Source organism: Streptomyces sp. NPDC001903, from assembly GCF_042891345.1.
Taxonomy (GTDB): Bacteria; Actinomycetota; Actinomycetes; order Streptomycetales; family Streptomycetaceae; genus Streptomyces.
Map to the genome: position 1 here is coordinate 1 of NZ_JBIASZ010000021.1, position 18,960 is coordinate 18,960.

Genomic DNA, 18,960 nt, shown 5'->3' on the forward strand with positions numbered 1-18,960 from the left:
CCGGCACGCGCTCTCGGCGCACCGGACGAAATCCCGAGTACGTCCAGTACACGGGCTTCCGCCCGGCACACCGAGAGCACGCACCGGACGCCGCGTGAGCGCCCTTCGGGCGCACGGCGCTACTTTGACACCCCCTAGGCGAGGAGCCCTCCTATGGGCTGCTCCGTCCAGATGGTCTTCCCGGTACCGGTGAAGCGGCAGCCCCAGCGGTCGGTGAGCTGGGCCACGAGGAAGAGGCCGCGCCCGCCTTCGTCCGACTCACGTGCGCGACGCAGGCGCGGCTGGGTGCTGCTGGGGTCGGACACCTCGCACACGAGCACCCGGTCGCGGATCAGCCGTAGCCTCACCGGTCCGCCCGCGTATCGGATCGCGTTCGTGACCAGTTCGCTGACGACGAGTTCCGTCACGAAGCCCAGTTCATCCAGCTGCCATTCGCCCAACTGGCCCACCACCAGCTCACGGGCGTGCGCGACGAGCGACAGGTCGGGTTCGAGTTCCCACTCGGCGACCTGGTCCGAGGAGAGCGCGCGGGTGCGGGCGAGCAGCAGAGCGACGTCGTCGGCGGGCTCTGCGGGCAGCACGCTGTCGAAGATGCTCTGACTGATCTCGCCCAGCATGCGGCTCGGGTCCGCGCCGGCGAGCGAGCTTCTCAGCCTCTCCATTCCCTCCTCGATGTCGCCGTCGCGGCTGCCGACCAGCCCATCCGTGAAGAGCGCGAGGATGCTGCCCGGCTGAACCGCGAACTCCGTTACCTCGAACGGCATTCCGCCGACTCCGAGCGGCGGTCCCGGCGCCATGCCGACGAAGGCCGGCTCGTCACCGGGCGACAGCAGGGCGGGCGGCGGATGTCCCGCGGTGGCGGCGGTGCACCTTCCCGTCGCAGGGTCGTAGACGGCGTACAGGCACGTCGCTCCGAGCATCGCCGTCTCGGAGCGGGAATCGCCGGCCATCTCCTCGCTGGAGAGACCCAGCACCAGGTCGTCCAGGTGCGTGAGCAGCTCACCCGGATCCAGGTCGAGGTCGGCCAGGGCCTGCACCGCGGTCCTCAGTCGCGCCATGGCCGCGGTGGCGTCGAGGCCATGGCCGACGACGTCCCCGACGACGAACCCGACGCGCAGCGAGGGCAGGGGGATCACGTCGAACCAGTCCCCACCGACCCCGACCCCGCCACCCGCCGGCTGGTAGACGCCCACCGTCTCCGCAGCCACGGATTCCAAGGCCGAGCGCGGCAGCAGACTTCGTTGAAGGGCCACAACCGACTGGTGTTCCTTCGTGTAGCGGCGTGCGTTGTCCACGCCGAGCGCGGCTCTGGAGACGACGTCCTGCAGCAGGGTCGCGTCCTCCTCGCTGAACGCGGAGGGCAACTGACTGCGCCAGACCGTGACGCAGCCGAGGATCAGGCCCCGGGCGTAGAGCGGCACCGCCACGGAGGAGTGCGCCCGGCTCGGGACGAGCAACCGCAGGTTCTCCGGATCCACGCCCAGTTTCGCGTGCAGGACGGCGACGTCCGGTACCAGCACGGGCAGCCCCTTCATGAGGGGGCGCATCAGCGTACCGTCCGTCACCGGCGGCAGCGCCTCTCCGACCGCCAGGAGGTTCTCGGCGGATATCTCCGGGCTCTGCGCGGCGGCGGTCCGCCGCAGGCGGACGTCGCCGCTGGTGTCGAGGTGCGGGGGCTCGTCGCCCACCAGCACCTGCTCGGCGATGTCCACGGTCGCCAGGTCGGCGAAATCGGGAACGAGCAGGTTCACGAGGGTCTCGGCCATCTCGATCACGTCCAGGGACGCACCGATGCCCTCGGCGGCGGCGTGGGACAGCCCCGTGCGGCGTCGCCGCGCGTCTCGCTCCGCCATCTCCACGGCGGTTTCCGCCGGGGTGACCAGGACGAGCCACTGCGCGGCGGCATCGGAGGTGCTGGGAGTGTTGACCGCAAGCCGGACGACCGTGCAGACCAGAGAGGTCGTAGGGACCTCTCGGCCCGCTTGATCGCCACCCGGAACGGTGACCAGGCGACGGGCCGGTCCCCCTTCCGTACCGGCGCGGGGCAGGAGTCCCAGCAAAGGAGCACAGATCTGACCCGGTGAACACTCCAGCAGGGTCGCGGCGAGCTCCGAGCGGGCCATGACCACGCCTGCGTCGTCCAGTACGACCGCTGCCGTTTCGATGACGGGCACCGAGGCGGGCTTCGGGCCACGACGCTCCGGTTCACGCATGTCGCCTCCACGCACCGTGGCCTTCAGTATCGTCCCCGGCGGGAAACGCGGCACCCGCAGCGCACCCTCGCCCGGCGGCGCCGGCGGCTACTGACCGGTCATGGCCGGTCTGCGGTGAGTAGCCGCGGCTCGTCGCATGGCCGCCCCGCGCAATCGCGGCGGCGCCGCACCGGTGTGCAACCGGTGCGGCGCCGCGTCGTTCAGGATCGGAGGTCAGGGCTTGACGTTCACCCCGGCCCAGGCGGCGCTCACTGCCGTGACCTCGGCACTGTTCGCGCCGTAGAGGTCGGTGGCCGCCTTCAACGTGCCCTCGCGGGCACCGTGGTAGTCGGTGGTGGACGTGAAGTACGCGGTCAGCGCCTTGTACCAGATCTGAACCGCCTTGTCGCGGCCGATGCCGGTGACCGTGGAGCCGTCCACGGTCGGGCTGTCGTAGTGCACGCCGTTGATGTCCTTCGCGCCGCTGCCCTCGGCCAGCAGGTAGAAGAAGTGGTTGGCCACGCCGGAGGAGTAGTGCACGTCGAGGTTGCCGACGCCGGCGCTCCAGTAGTCGGCCGAACCGCGGCCGTCCTTGCTCGGCTTGTCCTGGTAGCGCAGCGGCTTGCCGTTGCCGAAGATGTCGATCTTCTCGCCGAGCAGGTAGTCGCCCTGGTCCTGGGCGTTGTTCGCGTTCCACTCCACCGCGGTGCCGAAGATGTCCGAGGTGGCCTCGTTCAGGCCGCCGGACTCGCCGGAGTACTGCAGGTTCGCCGTGGCGGAGGTGACGCCGTGGCTGAACTCGTGGCCGGCCACGTCGAGCTGGGTCAGGGGGTGCTGGTTGCTCGCCCCGTCGCCGTAGGTGATGGTGAAGGACTGGTCGTCCCAGAAGGCGTTCTGGTAGGCGTTTCCGTAGTGGACACGAGAGACCGGAGCCCGCCCGTCGTTCTTGATGCCGTTGCGGTGCAGGACGTTCTTGTAGAAGTCCCAGGTCTGGGCGGCACCGTAGGCGGCGTCCACGGCGGCGGTCTGGTTGTTGACCGGGCTGCCGTTGCCCCACGCGTTGTCCGCGTCCGAGAAGACGGTGCCCGAGCCGCTCGTACGGTGCTTGAGGTCGACGGTGCTGGATCCGCCGCGCACGCTGTCGACGAGGTTGTACCCCTTCGACGACTTGGTGGTGTTGAGGCTGACGGTGCCGCTGTACTGGCTGGCGCCGGTGCCCGCCGCTGCGACCGCGGCGCCGCTCTGACCGGCGGCCCCGGACCCGGCCTTGGCCGTGATGCCGTCGGCTATGTCGATGATGAGCTGGGCCTCGTGCAGCTTCTGGCCGGTGTTGGCGTCGGTGACGACGCGCACGCGGCTCGGGGTGACACCGTCGCGCTGGGTGCCGGTGACGACGGTCTCGTAGGCGAGGACGGGCTTGCCGTCGGCGGCCCAGATGACCTTGCGCGGGACGTCGCCGGTGGCGGCACCCGTGGTGTTCGCCGCCTCGGCGGCCTGGACCGCGGCGGACTGGGCGGCGGTCGGCTTCACCTTCGGGGTGAGTGAAGCCACCTTGATGTCGGCCTCAGTGGCCTTGGTGACGGCCTTGACGGCGCCGTCGACGGCGCGGTGGACGACAAGGTCACCGCCGAGCACCGGAAGACCGGCGTAGGTGCGCTCGTAACGGGTGTGGACGGTGCCGTCCGCGTCCTTGATGACGTCCTTGACGACCAGCTGCTCCTCGGCACCGAGGCCGATCGAAACGGCGGTGGCTGCCGGCGAGTTGCCGTCGACGCGCTCCTGGACGGCACCCGCCGACGCGGCGGAGGCGCCGGCAGCGAGCAGGGTGCCGGTGAGGACGGCGGCGCCGGACACGAGGGCGAGACGGCGTGCCCTGCCGCCGGTGGGGGAAGGCGTGATCATGCGGTTTCTCCAGAGAGTCGTGGGGAGTTGGGCGGGATCGCCGCCCACCTCTGCAAGGAGGAATGCCTTGATGACCAGGGAGACTCTCAGGACGACCGTGGACATGTCACGGGGCGTAAATGATGGTTCGGCCAGTCATGTCGGATTCGCCGCCCGCCTCTTCACGGAAAGGACAAGATCCCGATACGCGCCGACACGGATCACACAGGAATCCGCAACATGCACGAAAAGAAGTGCCGCAGCATGACGCGGATCTGACTGGTACTCACTCTCCTTCAGCAGCCCGACTGATGACCTGCAGCCGCAGACAGTCCGACGCGCAGGACTCGGCAGCCGGCTCCGCGGGGCGGACCACCGCACGATCGCCCACCAGGCCGCGAAGTCCATCGAGACGCAGCGGCGAGTCGCCCAGCTCTCCGGAACCACCACCACCCGGCCGCCATCACCCTCACGGCCCGCGCCCTCACTCGCGGTAAGCGCCGAGTGTTGTCTTGACAACACTTGTCGCGACATTCAATCTGGAGGGGTGACAGCTTCCAGCAGCGGCCTGCGCGACCATCTCGGCTACTGGCTCCGTCGGCTCTCCGACGAAGTCCACGGGCGGTTCGAACGAGAACTCGCCGAATACGGCGTGACCGTCTCCCAGTGGGCGGTACTGATCACCGTTCACCGCGGCGACGCGACCACCACACGGGAAGCGGCCCGATATCTGGACATCGACGCCGGCGCGGTCTCCCGCCTGGTCGACCGACTGGCCGCCAAGGGCCTGATGACCCGCGAACCGGACCCCGCATCCCGCCGCACCCTGCGGCTGGCACTCACCGACACCGGACGCGATCTGGCCCCACGACTGGCCGAGATCGCCGACCGCAACGACGCCCACTTCTTCGCCGGCCTCGACCCGGACCAGCGCCACCAGCTGGAGGAGTGGATCCGTCACCTTCTGGGGGAAGCCCACCCCCAACCCACCCCACCGCCCATCACGTGAAAGGCACCACCGTGAGCACCACCCCCACCACGGCCCGCTCGGTCACCAAGACCGTCACCATCGAGCGTCCCGCCGCCGAAGTCTTCGCCTTCATCGCCGACGCGGCCAACTGGCCCGCCTGGGCGATCGTCAACGTCAAGGCGATCGAGCCCACCGACGATCCGGAGTGGTGGTTGATGACCACCCCGCACGGCCCCGCCAAGCTCCGCATCCGCGGCAATGCCGAACTCGGCATCCTCGATCACGACTACGTCGAGGAAAAGGCCTCGTGGCAGGTCCCCGCCCGCGTCGTGGCCAACGGCGCCGGCTCCGAGTTCATGATCACCTTCTTCCAGCCGCCGGCCTTCACGGACGCCTTCTTCGACGAGCAGATCGCCCTGGTCGACACCGAGCTCGCCACCCTCAAGCGCAACCTGGAAGCCGGCGCTTGAGCCTGCCCGCGCCAGCGCTGCGCGCGGCCGCCCGGCTGCCCGGCTGCCCGGCTGCCCGGGCTCGATGTCCATCGGGTTGGATGATGCCGTGGCGAGACGAACCAAGCCGAGGAAAAAGGGATCCCCCTTCGGCATCCCGAGAGTGATCATCCTGCTGGCGGGCGACGGCGTGTGGCCCTACACGTTCACCGCCGACGACTCGCGTGGCGGATGCGGCAAGGTCGCGTCGCCCGCCGATGCAGCCGTCGAGGATGTGCAGAGGACGCTCTTCACACAGCTTGCGGAGCTCACCCGTACCTTCCACGGCGTCGAGATCGACGTCGCATGGTCCTCCCTCGCACCGGACTCGTGGGCGGGGCACGTCCGGTGCGTCACCCGGACGGATCCACCCCCGCCGGGCGGGGTGGTCGTCTAAGCACGACCACTCGCCGCCGGGCCATGTCAGGCCAGGACGTTCACTGCCCTGGCGACGACGAGGCCGAGGATCATGAGGGAGAGGATCGACTGGAGGGTCATGACGCTCTTGGCCCAGGGAGCGAGCGGCATGACGTCGGTGGGGCTCAGCGCGGTGGAATTGGTGAACCCGAGGTAGAGGTAGTCGATGTAGTGGGGGCGCCAGTGCGCGGCGTTCAGCTCGGGGCTGAGGTGTTGGGGAAAAGCGAGTGCCGGAGTGGGGGGCATGTGGTGGGCCCGGGCGGCCGGCCCGCCGCTGTCGAGTTCGAAGTACAGGAGGGAGAAGGCGAGAACGGTGGAGGCCCAGACGCTCCCGCCGGCCAGCAGGAGGGCATTGGCGGAGCTGGTCTCGTGCCCGCCGTGGATGAGGTCGTCGATCAGCTGGACCGTCGACCAGATGGAGCTGCCCGCGAGCACGACGACCAGGGCGATCGCCACTGAGCGCAAGACGGTCGAGCGGCGGCTGATCCGACCGGGGTCTCCCGAGATCAGCACCAGCAGCAGGAGCGCTTCGGCGATGGGCAGCGCCAATCGGGGTCCAAGACGCAGGTCGTCCGGCAGGAGCAGGGTGAGCACCGCGGAAGCGATGACTGCCGCGGCCATCGGCCAGCGGCTCTCGGTGTGGACGGCAGATCTCGCCCGCGGACCCCGCGGGCTCATACGGTCCGTGTCGGACGGGTTCTCTCCACTCACGACCGGCTACTCCCCGCGCCCCGTGGCAGCTCAGATCGCATGTGCCGTCAAGGTCGTATGGCGTCGGGCGTTGCGGAGGGTGCCGGTCCCCCTTGTTGTCGGGTTCATGTGCCGCTCCTCGCAGGTGAAGGCGTACGGGGCGGCTGCCCCGACGGCGTCGGCCACCACGCCTGGGACCCTCGCCCGGAACGGCGGGCGCGGCGCCGGACCTCGAATCCACCGTAGACCGGGGTGAATACGGCTCGCCGCCGACACGCTCCGCGTTCACACGCCCGCCGAAGCGGGGCACCCGGCTGCCCGAAGCGCGGTCACCCTTACGTTCGTCTACATCGCAGTAGACGCTATAGTCGGCTCGTGGCGTGCACCCCCGGTGTTCAACTGCACCACGGGGAAAGGGTTCCGGGCGCGCCCGCGATGCCGGGCGGCCTCCCGCAGCGCCCCGCCGAGTCCGCAGCCCCGGCCCGCGCGGCGGTGAGCCTCCGCTTGACCAGCAGCAGATCGAACCAACCCCAGGGACGGACGAATTGAGCACCATCGGCATCGGGCAGGCAGCGGTCCTCGGCATCGTCGAGGGGGTCACCGAGTTCCTGCCGGTCTCCTCGACGGGCCACCTGAAGATCACCGAGGGGCTGATGGGCATCCCCGTGGACGACAAGGCCGTCGTCGCCTTCACCGCGGTCATCCAGGTCGGAGCGATCGCCGCGGTCCTGGTCTACTTCTTCAAGGACATCGTGCGGATCATGACCGCATGGGGGCGCGGCCTCGCCAACCGCGAAGAGCGCTACCACCACGACTACAAGTTCGCCTGGTGGGTCATCTACGCCACCATCCCCATCGTGGTCGTCGGACTCGCCGCCAAACCCCTCATCGAGAGCACCCTGGCTTCCCTGTGGGTGGTCGCCGGCTCCCTCATCCTCGGCAGCGGCCTCATGTGGGCCGCAGACCAGATGGGACGCCACAAGCGCGGCGAGGACGACACCGGCCTCAAGGACGCAATGCTGGTGGGCTGTTCGCAGATCCTCGCCCTGCTCTTCCCCGGCTTCTCCCGTTCCGGCGCCACCATGTCCACCGGCCTCATCCTCGACCTCGAACGCGTCGCCGCCACGCGCCTCTCCTTCTTCCTCGGCATCCCCGCCCTCACCGGCGCCGGCCTCTACGAACTCAAGGACGCCGTCGGCGCCGGCGTCGACACGCTGCCCCTGGTCGTCGGCACCGCCGTCTCCTTCGCCGTCGCGTACGCCTCCATCGCCTGGCTCCTCAAGTACGTCGCCAAGCACTCCTTCAACGCCTTCGTCATCTACCGCATCGCGGTCGGAATCCTGCTCTTCGGACTCCTCGGTACCGGCGTCCTCGCCGCCTGACCAGCACGTACGGGCCGAGCCTCCGCCGTACGCCCCCGCCGTGCGCCCACGCGGTCGCTGCGCCGGGCATCAGCGGGGGCGATCGGCCCGCCCGCCCTCCGGCCCCGGGGTGACGAAACCGCAGGCGGGGCGGTGAGAATCTCGCCGTCAGGCGGTGGAGCCGAAACGGACGGCGCATCCCCCGCTCGCCTGCGCGGCCACCTTTCAACCCGGCCGCAGGACATGCCCAGCCGGTTCCGTCGGCCGATGGAGCGGCGGCCCCTTCACTTCTTGATCGCCGCCGAGTTCAGGAGCCTTCGACCGGCCCGGCCCGATCCCATCCGGGCGCCCGTACGTCGATCGTGAGACTCCCCGACTCGACCTCCTCGCCACAGGTCCGGCACGTCGACTTCAGCTCGAGGTCGTGCTCGTGCTCGGACCCCTCTCCATGCCCGGCGCGATGCCGGAAGGCGACCGGTGGAGTGTCCACCGCCCAGCGATCGCCCCAGGCCAGCAGCGCGTGCATCACCGGTGCGAGATCGCGGCCGGCTTCCGTGAGGTGGTATTCGAATCGCAAGGGGCGCTCGCTGTAGGCACGGCGCTCGACCACGCCCGCCTCGGCCAGTGCGCGCAGTCTGGCGGCGAGGCGATCGCGGGGGGCGCCGGTGTTGCGGACGCGTGGGCCGCGACGCTGGACACCGGATCGGCCTACGCGGCCTCGCTCCTGCCCGGCATGTTGCTGACCGGCCTCGGCGTCGGCATGACGTTCCCGGTCCTGACGGGGGTGTCGGCGGCCGCTCTGCCGCCGGCCCGCTTCGCCACCGGATCGGCCATCACCTCGATGGGCCGCCAGATCGGCGCGGTCCTCGGCGTCGCGGTCCTGGTCGGCATCCTCGGCACCCCGGCCCCCGGACACGCCGTCGCCGCGTTCCGGCACGGCTGGTACGCGGTGGCCGCGGCCGCCCTGCTCGCCGCGTGCGCGACGCTCCCGCTCGTCCGCAAGCCACGACCGGGCACCATCGCCGTCGCCGCCGCCAACACGACCGACTCCGCGGAGGCCGCGGATGCCTCACAAGCCGGCGCCGCCTGAGAAGCGAGCCGGGTCCGTCGGCGGTCCGCGCGGCGGGCGGGGCGGCCAACGGCTGCCCCTCGACTGGATGGCCGATCGCCATTGACTCCACGATGGCGTACGGCATCGTCCAGTTCATCGGCTTCGCGCACGGCGGGATCTTCCGCAACATGGGCTTCCTGATGAGCCTCAAGGCCTTCACCGCAGCCGTCTTCGGCGGCATCGGCAACATCCACGGCGGCATGCTCGGCTGCATGGCCGAGTGCGCGTCGCTGATCGGATCGATGACCTGCGCGGTCAGCCTCTGCCCTGCCCCGCATGGGGCCGGCCATCGGCTCCGCACCGACGGCCCGTCCCGACGTCGAAACGGGAGATGGGGCGGTTCGAACGCGGTGGATGTCCTGGCGGAACCGTTCGATCACGGGTCGCTCAGGGTGGGATTCGACACGGCTCTCACTCGATCGCGCGCGGCATCAACCTTTCGTTACCCGAGTGTGCGAGAACCGCTGATCGTCGGCTCCGCTGTCGGGGCGTTCCTGGTGGTGGTCATGTTCGGCATCTAGCACCGCGGAACGGCGGCCCCCCTCCGGTCCCCTTGTCGGGGGCGGGCCGTCATTCGTCTGCGGGCCGGTCGTCTTCAACGGTCACCTCGGCGGGCCAGGTGCCGTGCTCGATGAAGTGGGCCACGGCTCGGCCGGCCACGTCGAAGGCGACAGTGTCCCGGTCGGCGTAGCTGTCGACCTGTCCGTTGGACAGCAGATAGCCACCAGAGGAGCCTTCTCCGCGTGGATCGACGAGATGCTCACCCGGGTCGCCCTCCCCGTCCAGCAACACGACCATCGCGCGTTCGCCGTTGCTCACCACGGCCAGGAGCCGCCCCGCTCCATTCTCGAACCACGTCTCCTGGCTCGCCCAGTCCCACCGGTGTCGAAGCAGTTGCCGAGCTTCCTCACCGGAGTAGGAGTGACCGACAGAGCCTCGCAGGTGCCAGCGGTTGGCCGTGGTCAAGATGCTCCTGTCTCGAGCGCCGGAAGGGGTCCCCATTCTCACATCCGTGGCTACCGTCGAGAGCGGCCGTAGAGCATTCGATTCGGTCGCCGTGTCACCGAACCCAGCCGAGGACCATCTTGGCCTTGGCGTGCCAGGATGCCGGGGACACTACCGTCAGCACGTCGATGGACAGGGGCCGGCCATGATCAGCGGTGCGCATGTCATCCTCTACAGCCAGGACGCCGAGGCGGACCGCGCTTTCATCCGTGACGTCCTCGACTTCCCCGGCGTCGACGCGGGCGGCGGCTGGCTCATCTTCAAGTTGCCCCCGGCCGAAGTGGCCGTACACCCGGCCGATGGCCCGCCCCGGCACGAGTTCTACCTGATGTGCGACGACCTCGACTCCCAGCTCCGCGAGTTCCGCGCCAAGGGAGTCGAGATCACCCGCCCGGTCAGCGAACAGCGCTGGGGCAAACTGACCGCGGTCCGGATGCCCAGCGGCGCCGAACTTCCGCTGTACGAACCGTTGCACCCCCTCGCCCACGACGTGTGACCCCACAGCCGACGAGACCGCAGTCCCGCTTCGTGATCTGCCGATGGCCGTACGGGCCGAGCCGTGCGGGGTGGTCGCCCGGCAAAGGGAGGCTGTCGTCCGCCTACCGCTTGCGGGCGGTCAAGAGGGCGAAGGAGAGGTGTTCCCCGCCGTCCTCGGTGAGCATGTCGATCACCGGCCGGTTGGCCTTCTCACCGTCCGGCTGGTGCTCGGCGCACGCACGCGCCCACAAGAGCCAGTCCTTCCAGGCGTCCTCCTGGAGTCGCGCGGAGGTGACGTCCACCAGTTCGGTGATCTCCCACTGGAACCGCCACCACTGCGCCGTGTGCCACGCGATCGCCTCCCAGCCGACCACGCGCTTGATGTGGGGCGGGATCGTGCCGAGATCGCGTACCTCGCGGGTCATGCCGGGAGTGGCCACGCCGAGCTGACCGCCGGGGCGGAGGAAGCGGGCCAGGTAGGGCAGGTAGCCGTCGGCGGTGCCGAAGTATTCGAAGGCGTCGATGCTCACGATCGCGTCGAAGCTCTCCGCCTCGAACGGCAGGGCGTGGGCTTCCGCCCGTACCGCCGTCACTCGGTCGGCGACCCCCGCCTCGGCGAAAACGGCGGCCGCATGCTCCGCGGATATCCACCAGTCGGCGGCGACGACGTCCACGCCGAACTCCCGGGCCAGGAAGACGGACGTGGCACCCTTGCCGGAGCCGAGGTCCAGGACCCGCATCCCGGGCCGCAGATCCAGGTCCCGAACCAAGTCCTCCAAGAGCCACAACGGATTCGGGCCCATGTCGAGGCCGACGAGCCAGGCCGGATCGTAGCGGGAGGAACGCGGGTAGCGGTCGGGCCGCACAAGATCGTCCAAAGCAGTCACGGACGAACTCAAACCCCCGCCCGCCCCCGGCGCAACTCCTTTCCTGTCTGCGCAGGTCGACGGAACCGACAGTCGACCTCTGCCCACCTGCGCGGCGACCTGGCATCAGTGAGGACCGAACGGATCACGCCACGTCAGAGCCCAGGCCGAGATATGCCTTCGTGGACCGCGCCTCGGTCAGCACGATCGCCACGACCGAGACCACGAAGGCCGTGATGAAGCCCGCCAGCTGCTGCTGCGCTTCACCGGCGGCCAAGTCCGCCTGAGCCACCATGCTCCCGATGGCAATAGCGGACAGGCCCGCCGGTGCCACGAGCAGTTGGCTCAGCCGAGGACCCGCCTGGGGCTGCCCCGACAGCACCTTGGCCCCGTTGCGGATCAGGGCGATGCCGAACGGGATGACGAAGGCGCAGAGGAAGACCAACCATCCCACCTCACCGAATGAGCTCAGTCCCCAGACCATTCCGACCCCTCCGGCACACGCCACCACCAATCCGTACGCGATACCGAGTCCGCCCGCGGCTGTGGCGGTGCCGGGACGGCGCCGCACTGGAGGACCGGAAGGGCGGGAAGGGCCGTCGTGACGCGGGGTTGCGGGCTGGTGTGACATGAATCAACCTCCTGAAGATGTCGGGCATGTGCTGTGCATCAGGCGTTCAGTGGCGCCACGCGGCCACCATGCCGAGCAGGACGAGGGCGCCGGCCGCCAGCAGCAGGCATCCAGTGCGCCTCCCCGGGCCGCGCCTTCGGGTCTCGATCTGGCCGGCCGGGCAAGTGCCGGGATGCTTGCGGGCGTAGTGCTCGATCTGCCGGCGCCGACCCTCGGACGCGTCGACCCAGGGCGTTTTGAAGTTGCACTCTCCGCACCAGAAGCGGTTGGCCACCTCGGCTCCTCGCTTTCCGTCCTCCGTATGCGTACAGGGGCGCCGACCCCGACAGTGGCCTCGGCCATGGCCGCTGAACAGGTCAGACGCCCGGCCATTTGTGACCGGCGGCCACGGGTAGGCTCACCGCCGTTCGTACTGGTGAATCAGAGGGGGTGCTGCATGACAGAGGACCTCGGCACGTTGTTACGCAAGCTGCGCGATGAAGCGGACCTGACGCAGGAGCAGGTGGCCGAACGGTCCGGGGTCAGCGAGCGCACCATTCGCCGACTGGAGAGCGGCACGTCCACGAACCACCGGATGGGGACGGTGAATCTGCTCGCGGACGCGCTCGGCCTGGGAGAAGCGGACCGTCTGCGCCTGGCCGCTGCCCTTGCCGGCTCGTCCACGGCGACCCGGGGCACCGGTGCCGACCGAAGCGGCCCCGGACAGCCGGCACCCGCACCCGCACCCGCACCCGCACCCGCACCCGCACCCGCACCACCCTCCCGGCCACCCGTGCACCACGTACTCGCGGACGCCGCGCAGGAGCTGGCGACGGAGGTCCGGCGCCGTTGGCGCCGCGAGGAGGCGCAACGCCGCGTCCACGACCCGTTCCCCCTGCCCGTACGGTGGGAGCCGGCGCCCGCCGTTCTGACCGACCGAGCCGAGAACATCCAGCGCCTGGGACCGGGCGAGACCCCGCGTGAGGTGGATCTGGGCGGCGACCTGCGCAGCATGGCCGAGGTCTACCTGCGCATCCCGTCCGGACGAATGGTGATCCTCGGCCGGGCCGGCTCGGGCAAGTCCGTCCTCACGATCAGGCTCGTCCTGGACCTGCTGGAAGCCACTGCCCCGCACGGCCGTGTGCCGGTCCTCTTCAGCATCGGTTCCTGGGACCCGTCGACCACCGCGCTGCGGGACTGGCTGATCGACCGGCTGCTGCGTGACCACCCCCATCTGGCCCGCCGCAGCTCCGGCGGGGCGACTCTCGCCGCCGTGCTGGTCGACGCCGACCTCATCCTGCCCGTCCTGGACGGGTTCGACGAGATCGCCGAAGGCCTGCGGCACGACGCCTTGGACGCCCTCAACGCGACCTCCTCACCGCTCGTCCTCACCAGCCGGCGCGACGAGTACGCCGAAGCGGTCCTGGAGGCCCACGCGCCGCTCGTCTGGGCCGGGGGCATCGAGCTCACCGACCTCACCCTCGAGGACCTCGCCGACTACCTGCCCCGCACCGCACGCACTGCACGCACCGCATGTACCGCACGTACCGTCCCGTCCGAGGGGAGCGCCTCCTCCGGCGCTGGGGCGCCCGGCTCGACGTGGGACGCGGTCCTCACGGAATTGCGCACGTGCCAGGGTCCTGCGCACACGAACCTCGCCGCGGTGCTGACCACCCCGCTCATGGTCATCCTCGCCCGTACCCTCTACAGCGAGACGCCCGACCGGGATCCTGCCGAACTCCTGGACGCCACCCGGTTCCCCTCGGCGAAGAACCTCGAGGAACACCTGCTGGCGGGTTTCGTGCCTGCGGTCTACCGACGGCGCGCACCTGAACGCGATGCGGCCGGCCGACAGCCGAGAGCACCGTACGCGGACCCGGGTCGGGCCGAGCGCTGGCTCGGCCACCTCGCCCACCACCTGGTCCGCCTCGACCGCGAGCGCCAGGACCTGGCGTGGTGGCAGCTCGGCGATTCACTGTCACGGCCGATACGGACGCTGGCCTTCGTCCTGGCCACCGCGCTGAGCATCACCCTGGCCGACTGGCTGGTAGGCCTCCTGCTCACCCCGCTCTCCGTCGGCGAACTCCTTTTGCAGGGCGTCCTCATGGGGCCCGCCGCAGGCCTCGCCTTCGGGGCCGTCTACGCCATGGCGGACAGGTCCGGCGGTGGAGCGGCTTTCGAACCGGCCCGTATCCGCCTGACCCTGCGCCCCGCGCACGACAGCCTCGGGCGCCGCCCCCTGCATACGTTCCTCGGCCGGTTCGGACGCGGCCTGATCGGCGGCGCCGTCCTGGGCGTCGGATGCGCCTGTGCCCTCACCGTCGGACGCGCGCTGGCCGCGGGCACATCCGTCACCGACCCGCGCATCGTCGAAGGCACCTTGATCAACATGCTGGTCCTCGGGCTCGTCTTCGGCTCGGCCGCCGGTGTCGTCTTCGGGCTCATGGCCGCACTCGAAGCACCGGTGGACGTCACGACGGCGGCCACCCCCGTCAGCCTGCTGTCCTCGAACCGTACGACGGCAGCCCGGCAGTTCCTCATCCTTGCTCCGGCGTTCACGCTGGCCATCGCCTTCGGCGGGTACCTGATCGTCCACCTGCTCCAAGGGGCGGTGGGTCCACTCAACTGGGGAGTCCAGGACAGCCTGTTCATCGGCGCGGTCGGCGGCCTGGGCGGCGCGGCCTCCTATGTCCTCACCTTCACCGCTTGGGGCCAATGGATCGTGCTCGCGCGTGTCTGGCTGCCCTTGGCCGGGCGGCTCCCCTGGGACCCCGCCGCGTTCCTGGACGACGCCTACGACCGGGGGGTGCTGCGCCAGACCGGAGCCGTGTACCAATTCCGCCACGTCCGTCTCCAGCACCACCTCGGACACGCCTTCCGTGGCCGGCACCGGGACTTCGCACCGGCCACGTTCGCACCTCCCACGACCGGCGCCCCGTGACCGCGGGAGCATGACGTCCACGGCCGAGGCCGAGGCCCCGGCCGCGGTACCGGCACGGACCGCGGGCAACGCCGAGGACCGGTCACCCGGCGGCCGGTCACCGATGGCCGGTCACTTGGCCTGTCGGCCGGACGGTACGGGGCACCAACATCGGGACGTCCGGCTCGCGGCAGCAGCCGCTTCGGGAGTCGGACACCGATCACGGAACCGTAGGCAAAGGGGACAGCGCGCATGAGCCACAACCAGTCCGGGCCGTACGGCCGGCAGCCCGAGTACGGCGCCGCCCCCGGCGGCTTCCAGCCATATCAGCCGGCTCCGAGGAGGAAGGCGGGTCTGATCGTCAGCGGCGTGGTCGTCGCCCTCGCGGTGATCGCGGGCGGCGCGTACTTCGCGTTCGGCGGCGACGCCGACGACGACGGCGGCGGCATCGGTGACAGCGCGAGCAACAGCGAAATCAGCGACGGCACCAAGGGCTACACACTCGTCGCCCCGGCGTCGGTCGAGGCCTACAAGAAGTCGGGTCCGGGCAACACCCCGGGCGCGCTGAGCGCCGAACAGAGGAAGGAGGCCGAGAGCCGCGGGGTGAGTAACGCCCGCGCGGCGTCCGGAATTTACAACGCTGAGAGTACTGACGCCGACGACCCGGCGAAGGTGGGCGGCAGGCGACTGACCTTCGACGGCCTCTACGGCGAGATCGCCGACCCCGCCAGAGCGCTCGACGACTACTTCGCCAACGTGGCCAAGAAAGGCCTCAAAGGCGACGGGAAGCCACGAGGGCTCGTGATGCAGCGCGTCGGCAGCCCCAGGGCGGTGAAGCCCGCCGGCTTCGAGGGTGCGCTCATGAAGTGCCAGGACGTGAAGGTCACGCACGACAAGGGTGTCGATGCCCCGAAGAGCGGAGCCGCGGACTTCCAGTTCCCGGTCTGCGCCTGGGCCGACCGCTCCACCCTCGGTGGCGTCAACGTCATCGACTTGGCACAGCCGATGACCGGCGGCAGCGGTCCGTCGCAGGAGGAAGTCGCCGCGCTGACCGTCAAGCTCTACAAGGCGGCCCGCCAGAAGGCTTGACACACGGTGGGCAAGGCGACGAGCGGAGCGTTCGAGGTCGGTCCAGGGCTGCCGTGCGCCAGGGCGCACGACGACAGCTCCAAGGCACCCAGCGGACCTAGATCATGGTCAGGAGGTGATCCGCCAACACGAAAAACACCCGGCCGCCGCATCCTCCACAGATGGAAGGACATGCACGAGCCCATCGTCCCTGACGCCTTCGAACGCCATCCGGCCCCCTTGTCCGAAGTCATGGAGAGTCGACGCGTCATCCCAGGGTCTGGCACAGGGCTCCCCCGCGCTGACGGCGGTACCGCCTCAGCGGTGACGACCGTCTGCCGAGGACGGAGCAGGCTGATGCCATGACGGCGCTCAGCGAACTCAACCCGCCCACGACTGCACACGCCACCGAACGGCCGGTGCCGCCGTGGGCTTCCATCGTCGCTCATGCGATCCCCCTGCTGCTCCTGCCCCCGTGCTTGTGGCGGTTGCCGTTCGCGGCGATCGTCCCGGCCACCCTCGGCGGGCTGGGCGCGACCGCGTTCTGGGCGCCTGTGCTGCCGAGTTGGCTGGGCGTGGGTGACGTCGTTCGGGTGTACGGGAGTGGGCGCTCCGGCGGTCAGGGGCGCACCAGCACCTTCAGCCGGCTGCGGTCGTCCATCGCCTTGTAGGCGTCGGCGACCCGGTCCAGGCCGACCTCGGCGTCGAACACCCGGCCCGGGTCGATTCGGCCTTCCAGCACGTCGGGGATGGCCTGCTCGATGTAGGCGCGTACGGGGGCGGGGCCGCCGGTCAGGCCGGCGTTCTTCCCGAACAGCGACCCGAACCCGACGGGCGCTTCCTCGTACTGCGGGACGCCGACGCGGGAGATGATCCCGCCGGGGCGGACGATGCCGTACGCCTGCTCGTACGCCGGCATCAGCCCGACCGCCTCCAGCACCACGTGCGAGCCCTCGCCGCCGGTCAGGTCCATCACCCTGGCGACGCCCTCCTCGCCGCGCTCCGCGATCACGTCGGTCGCGCCCCACTCCCGGCCGAGGTCGGTGCGGGAGGTGTGGCGGCCCATGAGGATGATCTTCTCCGCCCCCATGCGGCGAGAGGCCAGCACGGCAGACAGGCCGACCGCGCCGTCGCCGATGACGGTGACGGTCTTGCCGGCTTCGACCCTGCCCATGTGGGCGGCGTGGTAGCCGGTCAGGTAGACGTCGCTCAGGGTGAGCAGTGAGGGCAGGAGGGCGGTGTCCACGTCCGCGGGGATCTTCACCAGGGTGCCCTCGGCCTGCGGCACCCTGACGGCCTCGGCCTGCGCTCCCCCGACACCGCGGGCGCCGTACCAGCCGCCGTGCGGACAGGCCGTGTGGAAGCCGTCCCGGCAGATCGGACAGGTGTTGTCGGCGTACGCGAACGGGGAGACCACGAAATCGCCCCGCTTCAAGCGCTGCACGTCGGAGCCGGTCTCCTCGACGATGCCGAGGAACTCGTGCCCCATCGGCACGCCCTCCTCGGTCTTGTCCATGGAGTGGTAGGGGTGCAGGTCGGAGCCGCAGACACAGGCCAGCGTGATCCGGACGATCGCGTCCGTGGGCTCGACGATCTCGGGGTCGGGGACGTTCTCGACGCGCACGTCGCCGGGGCCGTACAGGAAGGTGGCACGCATGGGGATCTCGCCTTTCGTACAGGTGCGGTCTGCCGTGTGAGCCGGGTGCGGTGTGCCGTGCAAGCCGGAGGGGGCTCCGGCGGGGGCGGAGTGCGAGCTGTCAGCCGGGACCGAGGCGCAGGGTGCCGTTGGGCCGTTCGGATGCACGGTCCGGCTCCTCGGCCGCGGCGTTCTTCTTCGGAGCCGTGCCGTTCCAGTCCGTCATCGCCGTTCCCTTCCCGTCTGCACGGCCAGGTGCCAGGTGCTCCGACCCGCCGTGTCGGCGCTCACCACCTCCACCGTTTCCCGTCCGCGCGACGCACGCCATCGGAGAGCGGCGGCTATAGGTTGGGGGCGTGATCGATTTCCTCGCCGACGCCCCGGTCCCCGGCAGCTTGGACGCCGTGTGGCACGCGGGCTGGCCGTCCCCCAAGCACGACCCCGCCCCGGAGATCCAGGTGCATGCCTACACCGGGAACACGGTGGTCCTGCGCCAGAACAAGTCGGTGCACTACGAAGCGCCGTTCCTCTTCCTCCTCTTCGGGAACGAGCGGGCGCTCCTGCTCGACACCGGCGCCACCGCCGACCCGGGCCACTTCCCCCTGCGCGCGACCGTCGACGCCCTGATCGAGGACTGGCTGACGCGCAATCCCCGCGTACGGTACGGGCTGACGGTCGCCCACACCCACGGGCACGGCGACCACATCGCGGGCGACGGGCAGTTCGCCGACCGACCGGACACCACGATCGTCGGCCCGGGGCTGGACGAGGTCACGGCCCACTTCGGACTCGAGGACTGGCCGCACCGCACCGCCGAGCTCGACCTCGGCGGACGTGTCCTCGACCTCATCCCCGGGCCCGGCCACCAGGGCGCCGCCCTGGTCTTCCACGACCGGCACACGGGTCTGCTGCTGACCGGCGACTCGCTCTACCCCGGACGGCTCTACGTGGAGGACCGGGCCGCCTACGCCGACACGGTGGACCGGCTCGTGGACTTCTGCGCGACCCGCCCGATCACCCACGTCCTCGGCTGCCACATCGAGATGACCACGCAACCGGACACCGACTACCCGCGGGGCACCACCTACCAGCCGGAGGAGCCCGCGCTCCAGCTCGCCACCACCCACCTGCACGACCTGCGCCGCGCCCTCGCGGAGACGGCCGGACAGTCGGGCTCCCATCCCCGCGGCGCCTTCATCATCGTGTACCGCGACTGACCTCCGGGCCGGCCGCGCCCTCCCACCACCCGGTCGGGCGGCCCGGCAGCC

19 protein-coding genes are annotated in these 18,960 nt (G+C 70.3%); 10 read left to right on the forward strand and 9 right to left on the reverse strand.

Going from position 1 to position 18,960, the window contains the following annotated elements:
• Positions 1–134: 134 nt before the first annotated feature.
• The gene (locus tag ACFYZS_RS33640) at positions 135–2,213 is read right to left on the reverse strand and encodes a SpoIIE family protein phosphatase (protein WP_389021101.1); all 2,079 of its coding nucleotides are present in this window, start codon (positions 2,211–2,213) and stop codon (positions 135–137) included.
• Positions 2,214–2,426: 213 nt separating this feature from the next.
• On the reverse strand, positions 2,427–4,094 hold the full coding sequence (locus tag ACFYZS_RS33645; RefSeq protein ID WP_389021104.1) for a M4 family metallopeptidase: 1,668 nt from the start codon (positions 4,092–4,094) through the stop codon (positions 2,427–2,429).
• Between the two features lie 526 nt (positions 4,095–4,620).
• On the opposite strand from ACFYZS_RS33645, the gene ACFYZS_RS33650 reads away from it, so the two are divergent.
• The 3 genes from ACFYZS_RS33650 to ACFYZS_RS33660 all read left to right on the forward strand — a co-directional run bounded on the left by ACFYZS_RS33650 (position 4,621) and on the right by ACFYZS_RS33660 (position 5,928).
• The gene (locus ACFYZS_RS33650; RefSeq protein ID WP_389021107.1) at positions 4,621–5,082 is read left to right on the forward strand and encodes a MarR family winged helix-turn-helix transcriptional regulator; all 462 of its coding nucleotides are present in this window, start codon (positions 4,621–4,623) and stop codon (positions 5,080–5,082) included.
• Positions 5,083–5,093: 11 nt separating this feature from the next.
• On the forward strand, positions 5,094–5,513 hold the full coding sequence (locus tag ACFYZS_RS33655; RefSeq protein ID WP_389021110.1) for an SRPBCC family protein: 420 nt from the start codon (positions 5,094–5,096) through the stop codon (positions 5,511–5,513).
• Positions 5,514–5,577: 64 nt separating this feature from the next.
• The gene (locus ACFYZS_RS33660) at positions 5,578–5,928 is read left to right on the forward strand and encodes a hypothetical protein (protein WP_389021113.1); all 351 of its coding nucleotides are present in this window, start codon (positions 5,578–5,580) and stop codon (positions 5,926–5,928) included.
• A gap of 26 nt (positions 5,929–5,954) precedes the next feature.
• On the opposite strand, the gene ACFYZS_RS33665 is transcribed toward ACFYZS_RS33660, so the two are convergent.
• Complete coding sequence (locus ACFYZS_RS33665; protein WP_389021116.1) at positions 5,955–6,569, reverse strand: hypothetical protein; 615 nt, start codon at positions 6,567–6,569, stop codon at positions 5,955–5,957.
• A 614-nt stretch (positions 6,570–7,183) separates the two neighbouring features.
• On the opposite strand from ACFYZS_RS33665, the gene ACFYZS_RS33670 reads away from it, so the two are divergent.
• Positions 7,184–8,020: an undecaprenyl-diphosphate phosphatase gene (locus tag ACFYZS_RS33670; protein ID WP_229334112.1), complete on the forward strand. Its 837-nt coding sequence runs from the start codon at positions 7,184–7,186 to the stop codon at positions 8,018–8,020.
• A gap of 286 nt (positions 8,021–8,306) precedes the next feature.
• Here the strand turns inward: ACFYZS_RS33670 and ACFYZS_RS33675 are convergent, their stop codons facing one another.
• Positions 8,307–8,609, reverse strand: a complete 303-nt coding sequence (locus tag ACFYZS_RS33675) for a winged helix-turn-helix transcriptional regulator (RefSeq protein WP_389021119.1) — start codon at positions 8,607–8,609, stop codon at positions 8,307–8,309.
• Here ACFYZS_RS33675 and ACFYZS_RS33680 point away from each other — a divergent pair.
• Complete coding sequence (locus tag ACFYZS_RS33680; RefSeq protein ID WP_389021515.1) at positions 8,559–9,089, forward strand: hypothetical protein; 531 nt, start codon at positions 8,559–8,561, stop codon at positions 9,087–9,089. The two genes, ACFYZS_RS33675 and ACFYZS_RS33680, sit on opposite strands and share 51 nt — an antisense overlap.
• Positions 9,090–9,181: 92 nt before the next feature.
• Entirely contained in the window at positions 9,182–9,631 is a 450-nt protein-coding gene (locus tag ACFYZS_RS33685; protein ID WP_389021518.1) for a hypothetical protein, read from the forward strand.
• A 49-nt stretch (positions 9,632–9,680) separates the two neighbouring features.
• On the opposite strand, the gene ACFYZS_RS33690 is transcribed toward ACFYZS_RS33685, so the two are convergent.
• Positions 9,681–10,076 carry an Imm1 family immunity protein gene (locus ACFYZS_RS33690; protein ID WP_389021122.1) on the reverse strand — a complete coding sequence of 132 codons (396 nt, stop codon included), beginning with the start codon at positions 10,074–10,076 and terminating at the stop codon, positions 9,681–9,683.
• Between the two features lie 184 nt (positions 10,077–10,260).
• On the opposite strand from ACFYZS_RS33690, the gene ACFYZS_RS33695 reads away from it, so the two are divergent.
• Positions 10,261–10,611, forward strand: coding sequence for a VOC family protein (locus tag ACFYZS_RS33695; RefSeq protein WP_389021125.1), 351 nt, complete (start codon positions 10,261–10,263; stop codon positions 10,609–10,611).
• A 103-nt stretch (positions 10,612–10,714) separates the two neighbouring features.
• On the opposite strand, the gene ACFYZS_RS33700 is transcribed toward ACFYZS_RS33695, so the two are convergent.
• From ACFYZS_RS33700 to ACFYZS_RS33710, 3 genes are all read right to left on the reverse strand, one after another.
• The gene (locus ACFYZS_RS33700; RefSeq protein ID WP_389021128.1) at positions 10,715–11,479 is read right to left on the reverse strand and encodes an SAM-dependent methyltransferase; all 765 of its coding nucleotides are present in this window, start codon (positions 11,477–11,479) and stop codon (positions 10,715–10,717) included.
• A gap of 124 nt (positions 11,480–11,603) precedes the next feature.
• Positions 11,604–11,942, reverse strand: a complete 339-nt coding sequence (locus ACFYZS_RS33705; RefSeq protein WP_389021131.1) for a hypothetical protein — start codon at positions 11,940–11,942, stop codon at positions 11,604–11,606.
• Between the two features lie 193 nt (positions 11,943–12,135).
• Positions 12,136–12,363 carry a hypothetical protein gene (locus ACFYZS_RS33710; protein WP_389021134.1) on the reverse strand — a complete coding sequence of 76 codons (228 nt, stop codon included), beginning with the start codon at positions 12,361–12,363 and terminating at the stop codon, positions 12,136–12,138.
• Positions 12,364–12,525: 162 nt separating this feature from the next.
• Here ACFYZS_RS33710 and ACFYZS_RS33715 point away from each other — a divergent pair, with 162 nt between their 5' ends.
• Both ACFYZS_RS33715 and ACFYZS_RS33720 read left to right on the forward strand, forming a co-directional pair.
• Positions 12,526–15,009: a helix-turn-helix domain-containing protein gene (locus ACFYZS_RS33715; RefSeq protein ID WP_389021137.1), complete on the forward strand. Its 2,484-nt coding sequence runs from the start codon at positions 12,526–12,528 to the stop codon at positions 15,007–15,009.
• A gap of 231 nt (positions 15,010–15,240) precedes the next feature.
• On the forward strand, positions 15,241–16,077 hold the full coding sequence (locus ACFYZS_RS33720) for a hypothetical protein (RefSeq protein WP_389021140.1): 837 nt from the start codon (positions 15,241–15,243) through the stop codon (positions 16,075–16,077).
• Positions 16,078–16,675: 598 nt separating this feature from the next.
• Here the strand turns inward: ACFYZS_RS33720 and ACFYZS_RS33725 are convergent.
• On the reverse strand, positions 16,676–17,713 hold the full coding sequence (locus ACFYZS_RS33725) for an alcohol dehydrogenase catalytic domain-containing protein (protein ID WP_389021142.1): 1,038 nt from the start codon (positions 17,711–17,713) through the stop codon (positions 16,676–16,678).
• Between the two features lie 335 nt (positions 17,714–18,048).
• On the opposite strand from ACFYZS_RS33725, the gene ACFYZS_RS33730 reads away from it, so the two are divergent.
• Positions 18,049–18,909, forward strand: coding sequence for an MBL fold metallo-hydrolase (locus tag ACFYZS_RS33730; protein ID WP_389021145.1), 861 nt, complete (start codon positions 18,049–18,051; stop codon positions 18,907–18,909).
• Positions 18,910–18,960: the final 51 nt, after the last annotated feature.

Excerpts from the sequence above, each read along its gene's own strand:
- ACFYZS_RS33685 (WP_389021518.1), top strand. The coding sequence starts at position 9,182 with ATGGCGTACGGCATCGTCCAGTTCATCGGCTTCGCGCACGGCGGGATC.
- ACFYZS_RS33660 (WP_389021113.1), top strand. The coding sequence starts at position 5,578 with ATGTCCATCGGGTTGGATGATGCCGTGGCGAGACGAACCAAGCCGAGG.
- ACFYZS_RS33665 (WP_389021116.1), bottom strand. The coding sequence starts at position 6,569 with ATGGCCGCGGCAGTCATCGCTTCCGCGGTGCTCACCCTGCTCCTGCCG.
- ACFYZS_RS33645 (WP_389021104.1), bottom strand. The coding sequence starts at position 4,094 with ATGATCACGCCTTCCCCCACCGGCGGCAGGGCACGCCGTCTCGCCCTC.
- ACFYZS_RS33695 (WP_389021125.1), top strand. The coding sequence starts at position 10,261 with ATGATCAGCGGTGCGCATGTCATCCTCTACAGCCAGGACGCCGAGGCG.
- ACFYZS_RS33640 (WP_389021101.1), bottom strand. The coding sequence starts at position 2,213 with ATGCGTGAACCGGAGCGTCGTGGCCCGAAGCCCGCCTCGGTGCCCGTC.
- ACFYZS_RS33705 (WP_389021131.1), bottom strand. The coding sequence starts at position 11,942 with ATGGTCTGGGGACTGAGCTCATTCGGTGAGGTGGGATGGTTGGTCTTC.
- ACFYZS_RS33715 (WP_389021137.1), top strand. The coding sequence starts at position 12,526 with ATGACAGAGGACCTCGGCACGTTGTTACGCAAGCTGCGCGATGAAGCG.
- ACFYZS_RS33725 (WP_389021142.1), bottom strand. The coding sequence starts at position 17,713 with ATGCGTGCCACCTTCCTGTACGGCCCCGGCGACGTGCGCGTCGAGAAC.
- ACFYZS_RS33720 (WP_389021140.1), top strand. The coding sequence starts at position 15,241 with ATGAGCCACAACCAGTCCGGGCCGTACGGCCGGCAGCCCGAGTACGGC.